13 protein-coding genes are annotated in these 13,864 nt (G+C 41.4%); 11 read left to right on the plus strand and 2 right to left on the minus strand.

Translation table 11 applies throughout. The annotated features are described in order from the left end of the window. Positions 1–28: 28 nt before the first annotated feature. The 10 genes from mgtE to GS399_RS05925 all read left to right on the plus strand — a co-directional run bounded on the left by mgtE (position 29) and on the right by GS399_RS05925 (position 11,362). On the plus strand, positions 29–1,378 hold the full coding sequence (gene mgtE, locus GS399_RS05880; protein ID WP_160843666.1) for a magnesium transporter: 1,350 nt from the start codon (positions 29–31) through the stop codon (positions 1,376–1,378). Positions 1,379–1,531: 153 nt separating this feature from the next. Continuing rightward, a complete protein-coding gene (locus GS399_RS05885) occupies positions 1,532–2,221 on the plus strand; it encodes a DUF6134 family protein (protein ID WP_160843667.1) in 690 nt (229 codons plus the stop codon). A 1-nt stretch (position 2,222) separates the two neighbouring features. After that, the gene (locus GS399_RS05890; protein WP_160843668.1) at positions 2,223–3,209 is read left to right on the plus strand and encodes an NAD-dependent epimerase/dehydratase family protein; all 987 of its coding nucleotides are present in this window, start codon (positions 2,223–2,225) and stop codon (positions 3,207–3,209) included. Then, positions 3,197–4,042, plus strand: a complete 846-nt coding sequence (locus GS399_RS05895; protein ID WP_160843669.1) for an SDR family NAD(P)-dependent oxidoreductase — start codon at positions 3,197–3,199, stop codon at positions 4,040–4,042. Before GS399_RS05890 ends, GS399_RS05895 begins: the two co-directional genes overlap by 13 nt. Next, the gene (locus GS399_RS05900) at positions 4,039–4,662 is read left to right on the plus strand and encodes an RNA polymerase sigma-70 factor (RefSeq protein ID WP_237487875.1); all 624 of its coding nucleotides are present in this window, start codon (positions 4,039–4,041) and stop codon (positions 4,660–4,662) included. Before GS399_RS05895 ends, GS399_RS05900 begins: the two co-directional genes overlap by 4 nt. Next, the gene (locus GS399_RS05905; protein WP_160843670.1) at positions 4,659–5,636 is read left to right on the plus strand and encodes a FecR family protein; all 978 of its coding nucleotides are present in this window, start codon (positions 4,659–4,661) and stop codon (positions 5,634–5,636) included. Before GS399_RS05900 ends, GS399_RS05905 begins: the two co-directional genes overlap by 4 nt. A gap of 6 nt (positions 5,637–5,642) precedes the next feature. Beyond that, a complete protein-coding gene (locus GS399_RS05910) occupies positions 5,643–7,361 on the plus strand; it encodes an STN and carboxypeptidase regulatory-like domain-containing protein (protein ID WP_160843671.1) in 1,719 nt (572 codons plus the stop codon). Positions 7,362–7,424: 63 nt separating this feature from the next. Further along, the gene (locus GS399_RS05915; RefSeq protein WP_237487876.1) at positions 7,425–8,183 is read left to right on the plus strand and encodes a carboxypeptidase-like regulatory domain-containing protein; all 759 of its coding nucleotides are present in this window, start codon (positions 7,425–7,427) and stop codon (positions 8,181–8,183) included. Positions 8,184–8,665: 482 nt separating this feature from the next. Continuing rightward, positions 8,666–10,012: a PhoH family protein gene (locus tag GS399_RS05920; protein ID WP_160843673.1), complete on the plus strand. Its 1,347-nt coding sequence runs from the start codon at positions 8,666–8,668 to the stop codon at positions 10,010–10,012. A gap of 12 nt (positions 10,013–10,024) precedes the next feature. Further along, positions 10,025–11,362, plus strand: a complete 1,338-nt coding sequence (locus GS399_RS05925; RefSeq protein ID WP_160843674.1) for a sigma-54-dependent transcriptional regulator — start codon at positions 10,025–10,027, stop codon at positions 11,360–11,362. Here GS399_RS05925 and GS399_RS05930 read toward each other — a convergent pair whose 3' ends face one another. Together GS399_RS05930 and GS399_RS21080 are read right to left on the minus strand one after the other, a co-directional pair. Further along, complete coding sequence (locus GS399_RS05930) at positions 11,363–12,076, minus strand: LytR/AlgR family response regulator transcription factor (protein ID WP_160843675.1); 714 nt, start codon at positions 12,074–12,076, stop codon at positions 11,363–11,365. Further along, entirely contained in the window at positions 12,063–13,127 is a 1,065-nt protein-coding gene (locus GS399_RS21080) for a sensor histidine kinase (protein WP_160843676.1), read from the minus strand. The genes GS399_RS05930 and GS399_RS21080 overlap by 14 nt, the downstream gene beginning before the upstream one ends. Before the next feature lie 238 nt (positions 13,128–13,365). On the opposite strand from GS399_RS21080, the gene GS399_RS05940 reads away from it, so the two are divergent. Beyond that, positions 13,366–13,860, plus strand: coding sequence for a DUF1440 domain-containing protein (locus tag GS399_RS05940; protein WP_160843677.1), 495 nt, complete (start codon positions 13,366–13,368; stop codon positions 13,858–13,860). Positions 13,861–13,864: the final 4 nt, after the last annotated feature.

A 13,864-nucleotide genomic window follows, 5' to 3' on the forward strand; every position in this document is an offset into this window, starting at 1 on the left:
CAACCATTTTTTTCTATTTTAGCAAGCCATGCAATCATTTGAGCTTGATAAAACCGATTTGCAGCGCGTTAAACAGGCGCTCGAAGGCGACGAGGAGAACTTAAAGTCCTTGTTATCAGAGTATCATGCTTCTGAGATTGCAATCCTGTTTGAAAATATCCCGCAGGAGTCCCGTGAACGCATCATTCATATTCTTCCCGCCGAGATTGCATCCGAAGTGCTTTCGGAGATGGACGCAGAAATTCACCCGGAAAAAATCCTGGAAAACCTGCATCCTGAAAAGCGTTCAGAGATCCTGGAGGAGCTGGATTATGACGATGCTACTGACATCATCAGCCAGTTACCCGAACATAAAAAGGAAGAGCTGCTTGGCGAGATGGATGAAGAGGATGCCACGCAGATCCGTAACCTGTTAACTTTCCCGGAAGATACAGCCGGCGGTATCATGAACACCGAGGTTATCAAGGTAAACCTGGGGCTCACAAAAATGCAGGCTATCGATGAAATTATCCGGCAGTCTGAAGAGATTGAAGAATTTTATACGATCAATGTCGTTAACGATAATAATCAGCTTCAGGGAATTGTATCGCTCAAAGACATCATTAAGGCAAAATATACGATACACATCAGTGAGCTGGTAAACCACGAATTTGTATATGTTAAGGCGCAAACGGATCAGGAAGAAGTTGCCAGGCTTATTTCCCAGTATAATTTAACTACTATCCCGGTTGTAGACGATGAGATGCACTTACTTGGCCGGATTACATTTGATGATGTAATCGACGTAATGGAAGCAGAGAACACGGAGGATATCCTTAAGATTTCCGGTGTATCCGAAGATGAAGAGCTTTCTGGTAACTGGAAAGAGGCAGTAAAAAGCCGTTTACCATGGTTGGTTATCAATCTCGCAACAGCATTTCTGGCGGCTTCTGTAACCTGGAACTTTAAAAGCACCATTGAGCGGCTTGTTGTTTTATCTGGTTATATGACAATCATCGCAGGAATGGGTGGAAACGCGGCTACTCAGGCTTTGGCGGTAACCGTCCGGCGTATTTCTTTAAATGACTTGAGTGACAGGCAGGCTTATCAAACCATTTTAAAAGAGATAACCGTGGGGGTAATCAATGGGGCGGCCAATGGTTTTATCGTTTTCCTGGTGGCGATATTTTATAACTCCAATCCCATGCTTGGACTGGTGGTTTTTCTGGCTATGACAGGAAATTTGTTTATCGCCGGAATAGCCGGTTCAACCATTCCGCTGTTGCTAAAAAGAGTTGGGATCGACCCTGCAATTGCATCTTCTATCATCATAACGACCTTTACCGACGTCTTTGGCTTTCTACTAATCCTCGGACTTGCGAGTAAGCTGCTATTATAAGGCAAACAGATCTGGACTATATAATGGTTTCCTGGGCTTGCTCATGCATTGATTTTTCATTTATCCAGTTTTCGTATTTTTTTTTAACGCGGCGTAGGGGTGTAGTGCAAGTTTATTGTATTATCTGTAAACAAGCAATTTAAATGTTTACTTATGATACCGGCAATGTTATTTTGTATCCTCCGACGTTATCTCTCCGATAAAAAAGTAGATCGGAATTTTATAGCGGAGACTTTTACTCAACTGAAAACTTCCATAAAACCAGTACTGATAGCAATCCTTTTCATTGCCGCCTCGGCAAGCGTTTGTGCGAATGAACAGACATTGAATTACAGTGTGTTACACAATGGAAAGGTTGTTGGAAGCATGCAGCTTTACCAAAAAAGATCAGGCGAAAACCTGTATCTTCGTATACATTCGGATGTGAAAATGCGTCTTATTGTAGGCATCCACGTCCAGTTAGAGGAAGAATCGTTTTATAAATACGGGAAACTAATAAACTCGCGTCTTTGCAGAAAAGTAAACGGCGACGAAAAAGCAAACCGGCAAACCATTGCGTCGGGAAATAACTATAAAACAATAGCGGAAGGGAGATCTGGTATCATGAGTACTCCAAACATCGATACAAATCTTATTATGCTTTATGTGAATGAACCAGGGTTAACGACAAAGGTTTATTCAGATAACTTCCAAAAGTTCCTGAACATCAGGAAGGTTAAAACACATTGCTACAGGATCGATCTGCCTGACGGGAATTACAATGATTACACCTACACCAACGGAATATGCAGTAAAATAGATATACACCATACGCTTTATACCATTCAAGTTCAACTCACCTGATATGAAAATTTTAGTAACAGGCGCCACAGGATTTATAGGGCAGCGCTTAGCCATTAAACTTGCAAAGCAAGGGAATGAAGTGCACGCGTTATGCCGCGATCCTTTTCACCCATATTTAGCTGAACACCATAATGTTAAGCCGTTTAAAGGCGATATTCTTGATAAACAAAGCCTGCTCAATGCGATAAAAGATTGCACACAAGTGTATCATACTGCGGCTATGGCAAAAATGTGGACTCATGATAAGTCTGAATTTCATAGGGTTAATGTTTCGGGAACTCGCAATGTTTTGGAAGTCGCCGAACTTTCTGGCATCGAGAAAATGGTTTATACTTCTAGCTGTGGAGTTATCGGACCCACGATAAATGAACCGTTGAGTGAGAACGATCCAAGAATTACCGGTTTCCCCATCGATTACGAGCGGACAAAATACCTGGCTGAGCTGGAAGTAAACAATTTTGCGAAAAGAGGTTTTCCGGTTGTCACTGTAAATCCTTCAAGGGTATACGGGGAAGGACCTGTTACAGACAGTAATACCGTGAGCAAAATGGTTACAGGTTATCTAAAAGGAACCTGGCGGATTATCCCCGGAAACGGCGAGCAGATTGCTAATTACGCTTACCTCGACGACGTTGTTAACGGCCATATCGCTGCAATGAAGCAGGGAAAGATCGGACAGCGTTACATATTGGGCGGTGAAGATATCAGCTTCAACTCTTTTTTTGATGTAGTGCAGCGTGTATCCGGCAAAAAGAAGCGCTTGTACCACCTGCCGCAGCCTGTTATTAAGTTTTACAGTTATGTTGAGTGGCTTAAGACGACTCTTACGGGCCTGCCGCCGGTTTTTCTTCCGGAGTTTGCCGACAGGTTAAAATACAATCAGAAATATACCAGTCAGAAGGCTATTGAACAATTAACTTATAAAATAACGCCTTTTGAAGAAGGTATGGAGCGGACCGTAAATTATATCAGGAAATGCATCATTTAACTGCGATTGTAACCGGAGCCAGTGAGGGTTTGGGAAAATGTATTGCCTTCGAACTTGCAAACTACGGGGTTAACCTGGTACTCGTCTCATTACCAGAAAGCGGACTTCCCCAGCTGTGTGACTTTATCAAGAAAAACTATCACGTAAATGTTCACAAAATTGAAACCGATCTTTGCCGGTTTGAGAATTACGAATCGATTTTTAATGAGCTGAAAGAAGCTGGAATACGCGTTGATATTTTAATTAACAATGCAGGCGTAGGTAATTTTGCTCTGTTCCTGGATAAGAGTTTAGCTTTCTACAAATCGCAAATCCAGTTAAACGCGATGGTGCCGGTACTATTAACACGACTTTTTCTGGAGCAGGTAAAAGATAATTCGCCATGTTATATTCTTAACGTGGGCAGTCTGGGTGGTCGATTTATCATGCCACAAAAACAGGTTTACGGCGCTACAAAGTCGTTTGTACGTTATTTTACAAACTGCCTGAGGCTGGAATTATGCGATACCAATGTTAGCGTTAGTTTGTTAAGTCCCGGCGGGATTAACACCAAGCCGGAATTGTTGGTGCTTCATAATTCGCTAAAAGGTTTATCAAGAGCCAGCATTCTCGAACCGGAAGCCGTTGCCCGTATTGCAATAAAAGGCATGTTTGCCGGAAAAAAAGAAATTGTACCCGGCCGCTTAAACCAGTTGCTGGTACTTCTGGATAGCCTGCTGCCGGCAGAAATTAAAGACATCATCATGAAACGGAGGATGAAGAAAATTGTAAGCAAAAATACTCACATACAATCTGCCCATGCCGAATCACTGCTTAAAGAATCCATGCCATGATAAAAGCACTTATCTTTAATGAAGATTATCTGAATTGCGAAATGGCATACAGCGAACGAGAAACCGTTGACATCCGGACCGGTGAAACTGAAAAGGCTTTTGAAAAACTTTTCAGGGAAAACTTCAAGAGCCTTCACGCTTATGCTTTTTCGTTCGTAAAGGATAATGAATCGGCAGAAGAAATCGTACAAAATGTATTTTTTCGGATTTGGGAAAAGAATGAAGAACTCGCGCTCGATAGTTCGTTAAAAGCATATTTATTTCGATCGGTACATAACGAGAGTCTCAATCAGCTTAAGAGGCAAAAGATTCGGAAAAGCATTCACATAAGTTATGAATCCGAAAATCTTAGCGCCTCTGGGGTCGCATCGGAAAAAGTAACGGTTTCGGAATTGCAGCACAGCCTGCAGCAAGCATTGCTGGCTTTGCCGCAGCAATGCAGGACTATATTTCAATTAAGCCGGTTTGACCAGCTTAAATACCGCCAGATAGCTGAGGAATTAGGCATTTCGGTTAAGACAGTTGAAAATCAAATGGGTAAGGCATTGAAAATTCTCCGTGTCAAGCTTGCTGAATTCTTGATAATCATTTTTGCATTAATTTTAAATCAGGTCAAATGAATACCGGTAATAAACATGTAAACGACGATCTGCTGATTAAATACATTATCGGTGAAGCCGGAGATCAGGATCGTGCGCTGACTGAAAAATGGATTAATGAAAGCGATGAGAACCGGCAGCGGTACATTCATATCAAACAAATATGGGATGAAAGCAGCGAGGTAATATCAGGATTACAGGCTGATGAGAATGCCGCATGGAACCGGCTGCAAAAAAGAATCAAAACATCCGGTTCTGCACCCGGACAAAATAAAAAAAATCTCAATTTAAGATGGTTGCAGGTGGCGGCAGCAATCATTGTAGCTGGGATTTGCGGCCTGATCTTTTACAGGCAGTTTTATCTTCCCACTAATCTGTTAACCTACAAAACACAAAACTCAATTCGTACAGAAATACTTCCTGATGGTTCTGTGGTTACGCTAAATGCGCACTCAACAATAGTATTTCCGGCTCGATTTAGTGGCGAACAGCGAAATATAACGTTAGCCGGAGAGGCGTTTTTTAACGTTCAGCCAGATAAATCCAAGCCATTTCTGATTCGCTGTGGACAGGTAACCGTAAGGGTGGTAGGCACCTCATTTAATGTTAAAAGCAATGCCGGAAAAACAGAAGTTAACGTAGAAACAGGGGTTGTTCGTGTTAACAACCCTCAAAGCAGCATTGAGCTTCATCCGGGTGAAAAGGTTACGATACGAACCGAAAGTTCGTCCGCTGTTAAAGAAGCTTCAAAAGGGAAATTGTATAACTATTATATCACTAAGGAACTGGTTTGCGAACAAACTCCTTTATCGGAGCTCGTGGAAACTTTAAACAAGATTTACGGATCAGATATCGTTATCGCTAATTCCAAAATTCGCAGCCTGCCCATTACGACAACTTTCAAACAACAATCATTGAACGACATATTAGACGTCGTTTCAAAAACCCTTGATGTAAAGGTCCGTAACAACGGAAAGCAAATCAGCTTATATTAAAATTGTATGTTCAAAATGTATATCGCGTTGAACCTGTGCTTCTTCGCTGTAATTTTTGTGCCTTGTGTTAAAGCGCAATCCCTGTTAAGCCGTAATATGTCGATTGCCGCTCATGGACAAAGGATAGATGATGTGCTTCAGATGATTGAAGGAAAAGGTGGATTCAATTTCTCCTATAACAGCGATAATCTTCCAAAAGACAGCGTAGTTACCATAGAGGCCAATAACGAAACGGTTAAAGAAGTGCTGGATAAACTGCTGAACAACAAATATCAGTACCGTGAAGCCAAAGATCATATCATCCTGAAATATTCTCCTTCTGAACTGGTATTAATTACGGAGCGGGCCGAGAACGAGGATAAGAATTACCTGATCAGCGGTTTTATTCATGATAAACGAAGTGGAAACAGACTTCCGAATGCCAGCGTGTATGAGCGTAACCAGTTACAGTCGGCAATTACTGATGAACAAGGACATTTTCAAATTAAGCTTCATAATAACAATAATCAGCCTCTGGCTATTACTATCAGTAAAGAGTTCTATCGCGATACGACGATTGTTTTTCTCTCGGATATTGCAGTAAACGGACACAATAACCGCTACAGGTATTCACCCAATTTCAGTGATCTTGAAAATACCTCTTTCGGACGTTTTTTATTAAGCTCAGCGCAGAAATTACAGGCTTTAAATATCGGCGATTTTATAGCGGAGCGCCCCTTTCAGATATCTTTATATCCGGGACTCAGCACGCATGGAAAATTCAGCGGACAGGTTGTCAATAATATCTCGCTGAATATATTGGGCGGGTACAATGCAGGCGTAGACATGGTGGAAGTGGGGGGATTGTTCAATCTTAACCGGGGCGATGTTCGCTATGTGCAGGTTGGCGGCTTGTTCAACATCGCCGGGGGTTCTATCACCGGCGTTCAGGTTGGAGGAATCTTCAATAATGATCTGGGTAGAGTAAGCGGCGTACAGGTCGCCGGGATATTTAATAACGTCAGGAAAAATTATAATGGCGTACAGGTTGGCGGCATCATGAACAAAGTGAAGGATGAAACGTCAGGAATACAGATAGCGGGCCTTTACAATCATGTTGCTGCAAGTGTCTCAGGAATGCAAATTGGCGGTTTGTTTAATTTTACAAAGAGCAAGCTTCGTGGCATGCAGATCGGCCTGTTGAATTTCGCAAAGTATAATCAGGGTTTTCAGATCGGCCTTATTAATGTTTCTGATAGCTCGTCTGGCATGAGTCTCGGATTGGTAAATATCGTCAAAAACGGATACCATAAAATCGCACTATCATCCAATGAGACTCAGCCGGCAAACATCCAGTTTAAAAGTGGAAGCAATGCACTTTACACGATCTGGCAGGCGGGAACTAATCTTGGCAATCAAAAACTGTATTCTTTTGGTGCAGGCTTGGGAACTTCATTGCTTTTCACAAATCGTTTTGGAATGAATCCGGAGCTGAGCAGCCGATATTTATACCAGGGCAGTTGGGATTATCTCAACCTTTTAAACCGGCTGGACCTTGGATTTCATTACAGTTTTTCTAAATACTTTTCGGTCAGTGCGGGACCGGCATTAAATATTTATTATTCGGATCAAACCGATCCGGTTTCCGGCTACTCTTTTGTAAACGCCCGTGATCATCATTTTGCAACGAATAACAGTAAGGTTAGCGGCTGGATAGGATGGATGGCAGCTATTTCTTTTTTCTGAAATTATTAAGCGACGAAATTCACAAATGTTTTTTGTTAAATTGATTGATTGTTTTGATTATCAATGGTAATTTTAAAAGTGATTAATCTCAAAAAGCATCTCCTGTTCCTTATAATTCTTTTAATCGGTCAAACCTCGCTTGCTCAGCAAAAAATCAAAGGTTCAATCCGTGACCTGTTAACAGATAAACCTATTCCCGACGTAACCGTCATCAACCAGAAAAACTTTGAATTGACGAAAAGTGATTCAGTCGGAAATTTTTCCATTACCGCAAAAAATGGAGATTTATTGGTTCTAAAATCATTTGTCTATCAAACTGACACTTTGTTGATCACGTCTCAAAAGCCCATTACTATCTATTTGGTCTCAAAACAGAACATGCTGAAAGAAGTTACTGTGAAAGGAGTTAAAACCAATTTGGGTGACATGATAGACCGGGAATTCCACGGGCAAACCATTACTAATCAGATTGACAAGAAATATTATCCTGCATCAGGCAATAAGCAAGACATTGGCGGTGTCGTTGTTCATGTGGGCTATGGTGAAAATAAGGCAGCTGCTAAACGGCGTAAAATTGAAAGAGAATTTAGCCTTTACAGCGAGATCGATAGTGTGTTTTCAGAAAAAAATGTTGGAAATTATGTACCGCTTCGGGAGGCCGACCTGCGAGATTTTATTGATTTGTATAAGCCGTCTATAAAGACTTATACACAGTCCGGCTTTAATCTGGCGGTATATCTGAATGATAGTTATAAAGAATTTATGGCTCTTCCACCTGATAAACGCAAACTTCCACCATTGAAGAGCGTAGGAAACCGATGAACATTCATTGTGGATAAAACTGTGGATAACTGTTAAGAACATGTTTATAAGAAATTTCAAAATTCACTTGACAATTTTTTTTAAAGCCCTATCTTAGTGTTATTCAAGAACGAAGTTCATTGACAGCCTGAGAGAAAGACCAAAAGAGACTACAAGTCGCAAGACTTACCAGTTTCGGAACTTTTAAAACCCGGAAAGAGTTGAAGATTTTATCGGAAGCTGTAAGATGGGATCACATAAAGACAGGCATTATCCGATTAAGCACAGATTCTATGGAAAAAAGGCTTTTTGAGGATGAAGATTACGGGTTACCCTGTTTGAGAGAACGGACACTACGAATCAGTTGAAAAACTTCATGTTTTTGTTTAACTTTTAAAGAGTTACGATTTTTTAAAAGTTGAAACGGGGATCTGAATCGAAAGAGGAAGATTCCCGTTTTGTTTTTTATAAAATTTTAGGGCCGAAATCTTTAATTTTATATCATGCGAAACCAATCTGCCCCCGATGCCCGTAAAATCTTCGTGCTCGATACCTCCGTTATTTTATATGACCATAATGCCGTACGAAATTTCCAGGAACATGATGTGGTTATACCGATACAAGTTCTGGAAGAACTCGATAACTTTAAAAAAGGAAACGAAACCCGCAACTTTGAAGCCCGTAGTTTTATACGTCTTATCGAAGATATCTCTCAAAATAATGTATTAAATAACTGGATCCCCTTAAACGGCCGCTCGCATGGTAATTTTAAAGTGGTGATGGACTTTAAGGTTTCCAACCAGGACGCAGAAGAAATTTTTGGCGACGCCAAATTCGACCACCGCATACTGAATGCCGCATTGCACATGCAGCACGAAAATCCTGACAAAAAAGTTGTGCTTGTTTCTAAAGATATTGTCCTTCGGCTAAAAGCAAAAGCATTGAATTTATATGCTGAGGATTACGAAACAGGCAAAATTAAAGACGTTGAAAAACTTTACACTGGAAAGACGACACTGGAGGGTGTTTCTGATAAAACGGTTAATCAGCTGATCAAAGCCGGCGTGATCCCGATAAAGGAACTGAAACAAGACCCACCGAAACGGAACAACCATTTCTTTATTTTGCAGAACAAAAAAAAGACTGTTTGTGCTTTTCATCGCTCAGGTAGTGAAACTGTTGAATATGTACCTGAAATTGATGTATACGGAATCGATCCCCGTAACGATGAGCAAGCCTGTGCTATTCACGCGTTAATGAATCCGGATATTAAACTGGTAACGATACAAGGCAACGCCGGTACCGGAAAAACGCTGCTGGCGCTTGCAAGCGCCCTCGAACAAAGAAAATCGTTCCGGCAGATTTACGTTACGCGGCCGATTATTCCGTTAAGTAATAAAGATATCGGTTTCCTGCCGGGTGATGTAAAGTCGAAAATTGATCCGTACATGGCGCCGATCTGGGATAACCTTCGGTTTATCAAAGAGCAATTCTCAGAAGATGTAAAAGCACAGGCAAAGATCGATGAATTGGTAACCAGCGAAAAGATTGCCATTTCACCGCTGGCATTTATTCGCGGCAGAACACTGACAAAAATTTTCTTCATTATTGATGAGGCGCAAAATCTCACGCCACATGAGGTTAAAACGATCATTTCAAGGGCCGGCGAGAATACTAAAATTGTGTTTACTGGCGATATTTACCAAATTGACACGCCATATCTCGATGCCGAAAGTAACGGATTATCTTACTTAATCGATAAGGCTAAAGATCATCCGCTTTACGCGCACATCACCCTGCAAAAGGGTGAACGGAGTGAACTTGCAAATCTGGCAACCGAATTGCTGTAACGCCGGATAATCATGCAAAATTCGATATTAATAATCGACGACGAAGAGAAACTGCGCCAGCTCCTGGCACGGATCCTTCAGCTTGAAGGCTATTCAATCCTTCAGGCACACAACTTAAAAGAAGCGTTAAAAATAATTGAACGCGAAGAGCCGCTGTTAGTCCTTAGCGATGTAAAACTTCCTGATGGCAATGGAGTCGACTTTGTCAGCCAGGTAAAAAGTAAATACCCGGCTATTGAAATCATCGTGCTAACAGCTTACGGTACTATCGCCGATGGTGTAAAAGCTATAAAAAACGGCGCTTTCGATTACATAACCAAAGGTGACGATAACGACAAAGTAATTCCGCTGGTCAGTAAAGCGATGGATAAAGCTTTGTTGCAACAAAAAGTCATACAGCTGGAAAATAAAATAGCTAAAAAATACGGCTTTAGCAGTATAATAGGCAAATCGAAAGCCATCCTCTCTGCTGTCGATCTTGCAAGGAAAGTAGCCAAAACTGATACGACGGTTTTGCTGACAGGTGAAACAGGTACCGGAAAAGAGGTTTTTGCGCAATCGATCCATTATGAAAGCTCCCGGAAAGACAGGTCATTCGTTGCGCTGAACTGCAGCGCTTTTTCGAAAGATATTCTCGAAAGTGAACTTTTCGGTCATAAAGCCGGAGCTTTTACTGGCGCTTTGAAAGATAAAAAAGGTCTGATTGAAGAAGCGCAGGGCGGCACCTTATTTCTGGACGAGATAGGCGAAATGAATATCGACCTGCAGGCGAAACTTCTTCGTGTGCTTGAAAACGGAGATTATTTAAAGGTTGGTGATACCAAAACACAAAAAGCGGATGTCCGTGTGATCACCGCAACTAACCGGAATCTTGAAAAAGAAATTGAAAATGGCGGTTTTAGGCCAGATTTATTTTACAGGCTTTCAGTTTTTGAAATCAAATTGCCATCACTTCGCGAACGCAAAGAGGATATACTGTTGCTGGCAGAACACTTCCTTAAAGGATTCGCATTGAAGATCAACACACGAATAGAGGGCATGGAAGCGGCTTTCGTCAAAATGCTCGCTAATCATCAATGGAAAGGAAATATCAGGGAACTGAAAAATATCATAGAGCGTTCCGTTATTTTATGCGATGGCTCAATCCTGACTGCAGATCTTTTTCCGTTTGACTTTTATAGCGCTGTAACAGAAAATAACTCGTCTCTTGATCTTGCAACGGTAGAAATGAAGCATATCCGCAAAGTTTTACAGCACACCAAGGGGAACAAAACAGAGGCGGCAAGATTGCTTGGGATCGGTTTAACCACACTTTATCGCAAACTGGAAGAATTTTCGATTTCGGAGTAATTATCCGTTGTTCTCCAGGGAATTAATGGTAAGTTCCTTATAATTTCTTCCGATCGGGATTTGTCTGCCACCCGTTTCAATGATTGAACTACTGTAAGCGTCAATCTTTGCCTTCGAAACAATGAAGGAGCGATGTATCCGCAAGAAATCTTCCTTGGGAAGCTGCTCTTCGATCATTCCTAACTGAAAACGGGTGATTAGCGACTTGTCCGGCGTTACAATTTTAACATATTCCTTCAGGCTCTCGATGTATAAGATCTCATCGAAAAACACCTTAACCCGCATTTTATTTGTATTTATAAACATGTGATCACGGCTTGTGCTTATTGCCGCGGGTTGACCAGCCTGCATTTCAGACGTCATTGCCTTTAGTTTGTTGACAGCTTTGAGAAAGCGGCTGAATTCGATGGGTTTGAGAAGATAATCCACAATGTTCAATTCATAACCCTCCAGCGCATATTCGTGATAAGCAGTTGTTAAAATAATGTGCGGCGGCTCCTTTAAAGTACGAATAAAGTCAAGCCCCTTTAAACGCGGTAGGTTGATGTCCAGGAAAATCAAGTCAATATGATTGTCGCGCAGGCTTTCGAGTGCACGCAGGGCGTCAGGGTAAGATTTGATCAGTTTCAGAAAGGGCACATCAGCCACATAGTCCTCCAGTATTTCGGCGGCAAGCGGCTCATCTTCAATGATAATGCAATTATATTGCTGCATGGCTGTTCAGGTTGATCCAAAGATTGACATTAAAAGTTCCGGCAAGGTTTTCGATGTTAAGCGAAAATTCCCTGTACATCAGTTCGAGTTGGCGGCGCACGTTGCTTAGACCAATCTTTTCATGCACCTGTGTTTGTTCCTTATCGTGTGAGTTTTGAATCAGAAAATTCAGATGCCCGTTTTTAACAGAGATGTCAATGCTGATTTGGGTAGATTCTGTCGTTTCGCATATTCCGTGCTTAAAGGCATTTTCGATGAACGGAAGTAAAATAAGCGGCGTGATAACCTGGTCGAAATCATCGATATTCTGTTTGAATGAAAGATTCAGGCGATCATTAAACCTGATTTTTTCCAGTTGAACGTAATCTTCCAGTACCCTGATCTCGTCGGAGATTGGCATCGTCCTGCGATCAGATTCGTAGAGCATAAATCGAAGCAATTTCGACAGCCTCATCACAACTTCCGGTGCTTTATCGGATTTTTTTCTTGCAAGTCCGTAGATGTTATTTAGCGTATTGAAAAGAAAATGCGGATTGATCTGGTTCTTCAGAAACTTCAATTCCGTTTCAAGCTTTTCGCGAACGAGATCCTTTTCGTTTCGCAGATGACTAATCTGCATCCGGAAAAGTCGCAGAGCCAGGGCTATCCCGGCAACGTATCCTATATCCAACAAGGAAACGAACATTCTTGAGAAATCGAATACATCTGAAAATAAAACAGGTTTTTCAGGATAAAGAGTTGGCGCTATATAATAATTCCCCGCTAACCGATGCGCTATGATCGACAGGATAAGACTACCTACGATTTCGGTAATGACGATCGAAAGCTTCCAGCGTTTTATCAGAAGTTGTGGCAAAAACAAATCAAGTAGGAGGTATGTGAAAATGATCTTAGCCGGAAGAAGCGAAAAATTGAATAGGATGGCCGTAAATACTACGTTCATCGTCTTTACATCGCCGAATAAGGAATGTATCCAGGCGTACTCGAGTAAGGTTCCCTGTATGCTGTATGCCAGCCAAAAAATCAGGTGTCTGACGATAGTGTTGTTCACCGCATGAAGTTCGTGAAAAATAAACTTCGAATCCAGTAAATCAACGAACGACCGTAATTTGCGTAAGTAGGTAGCATCAATAAGTATGAACTTGCTTAGTACCCTAAGAAAGTAAACTATCCACCTGTAATTCTTGCAAATTCATGCTTTATATAGGCTGATGCTGGCTTTTAGTAATAGTTTCTTGCAAGACGGCCAACCTATGTGTAAATTGAATTTAATTCTAACCACCTAACAAATGAGTAAACTTATCGCTGTCGAAAATTCAATTAATCCGCCTTCTGATAAATCGGCAATCATCTTAGCCTGGTTAATCGCCGGCACCTTAGATATATTGGCGGCTATCTTAATTTTAGCAAAGGGTAATGCTGCAGGAGTTTTGCGTTTTGTTGCCAGTGGCGCTTTTGGTAGTGCGGCGTTTACAGGAGGTTCCGGCTATATCTGGTTCGGACTTTTGGCGCACTATTTTATTGCCTTTTGCTTTGTTGCGTTTTACTTTTTAATATACCAATTTGTTCCTTTTCTCAGAAAGAACTTCATTCTGAGCGCAATCGTCTACGGCTTATTTGCCCAGGTTGTAATGTCATTCCTTGTGCTGCCGCTAACTCAGATCGCACACCGGCCTTTTAATATTGTTGGATTTATAGAAAATGCAGTAATCCTGATGTTTACAATAGGCCTGCCGGCGGCATGGATGAGACAGCGAGTTTACAGAAGCGATTTAACAGAATAATATT

The organism is Hufsiella arboris (assembly GCF_009834875.1).
In the GTDB taxonomy this organism is placed as follows: domain Bacteria; phylum Bacteroidota; class Bacteroidia; order Sphingobacteriales; family Sphingobacteriaceae; genus Hufsiella_A; species Hufsiella_A arboris.